The organism is Streptomyces sp. NPDC021019 (assembly GCF_044333295.1).
Lineage (GTDB): Bacteria > Actinomycetota > Actinomycetes > Streptomycetales > Streptomycetaceae > Streptomyces.
In genome coordinates this window covers 1-1,470 of sequence record NZ_JBIRQR010000019.1, presented here as the reverse complement: position 1 = coordinate 1,470, position 1,470 = coordinate 1, and the positions used below count along the sequence as shown (strand labels likewise).

Annotated in this window: 1 protein-coding gene; it reads right to left on the bottom strand. The window is 69.1% G+C overall.

Features of this window, described 5'->3' with window-relative positions:
* Positions 1-25: 25 nt before the first annotated feature.
* Positions 26-1,234 (bottom strand): IS110 family transposase, encoded by a 1,209-nt coding sequence (locus ACH4RG_RS36470; protein WP_398540931.1) that lies wholly within the window; start codon positions 1,232-1,234, stop codon positions 26-28.
* Positions 1,235-1,470 lie beyond the last annotated feature (236 nt).

The following is a 1,470-nucleotide window of genomic DNA, read 5'->3' as shown; positions in this document are numbered from 1 at the left end:
CGGGGGGGTGCCCCTATGGGTTTGGTCAAGCTGATCGGGCGGGTTGGGGTTCGTAGAAGGTGCCGTCGCGGAGCATCGCGAAGAGGACGTCGGCCCGTCGTCTCGCGAGGCAGAGGAGGGCTTGGGTGTGGTGTTTGCCCTGGGCGATCTTCTTGTCGTAGTAGGCCCGGGATGCGGGGTCGCCGAGGGCTGCGAAGGCGGAGAGGAAGAAGGCCCGTTTGAGCTGCTTGTTCCCTCTCCTGGAAGGCTGTTCGCCGCGGATCGAGGAGCCCGAGTTGCGGGTCGCCGGGGCGAGTCCTGCGTAGGCGGCGAGGTGGGCGGCGGAGGGGAAGCTGCTGCCGTCGCCGACCTCGATGAGGATCCTGGCTCCGGTCCTGATGCCGATCCCGGGCATCGAGATCAGGACCTGGGAAAGAGGGTGGGCCTCCAGCAGTTCTTCGATCCGCCCGGCCAGGAGTTTGCGCTGGTCGAGGACGGCCTGGAGCGAGGAGGCCAGGCTCGGGACGATCAGCGCGGCGGCCTCGGTTCCGGGGACCACCACGGTCTGTTCGTCCAGCGCGGTGAAGATGTCCTCGACCAGCCGCTCGGCCATGCGGGGTGCCTTCGGCCGCAGCAGCGTGACCAAGCGGCGCCGGCCTGCCTTGCATATCTGGGCCGGGGACCCGAAGCGTTCCAGCAGGGCCAGGACGGCCGGGTGCTGCAACCGCGGGCCCAGGACCCGTTCCAGGGACGGGTGGATCTGGGTCAGCAGGCCGTGGAGCCGGTTCGCGACCCGGGTGGCCTCGCCGGTCAGGTCGTCGTCGAAGCCGACGATCATCTCCAGCTCGGCGATCGTCTCGTCTTCGAGGTCGACCGAGCGCAGGGTGTGCGGCATCGCGCGGGCGGCGTCCGCGATGATGAACGCGTCCCTCGCGTCGGTCTTGGCCTCGCCCGGGTAGAGATCGGCGATCCGCCGCATCGTCAGCCCGGGCAGGTAGGCGACCGGGCAGCCCATGTCCCGGGCGACCGCGAGCGGCAGAGCTCCGATCGAGGCCGGCTGGTCGACCACGACCAGCACCGTCCCGTGCTTGGCCTGGAGTTTCGCGAACAGCTCGCGGAGCTTGGGCTCGGTGTTGGGCAGGCGCTTGTCGAACGCCTTCTTCCCGGCCGGGGTCACGGCGGTGGCGTGGTGTTCGCCCTTGCCGACGTCCAGGCCGAGATAGACGTCGATGTCGCCGGTCTCGATCACGTGCATCCTCCGGTCGCGCTTCTGCCCGGCCTCGTCCACGGCACCGATCGCCACATCCACATTACGAAGAGCCTCCCGGCCTGCGAACAGGCTGGTGGTCATGCCCCTAATCAGCGGTCAGTCAGTGCCTCCGGGCCCGGTGACACCACCCCCCGGATCATGGTTAACAAGGGGGGGAAGTCATGCCGGGCCCGGAGGCCGGCAGCCCCGTTGCGAGGCCACCAAAAAGGTAATGGGGGGGG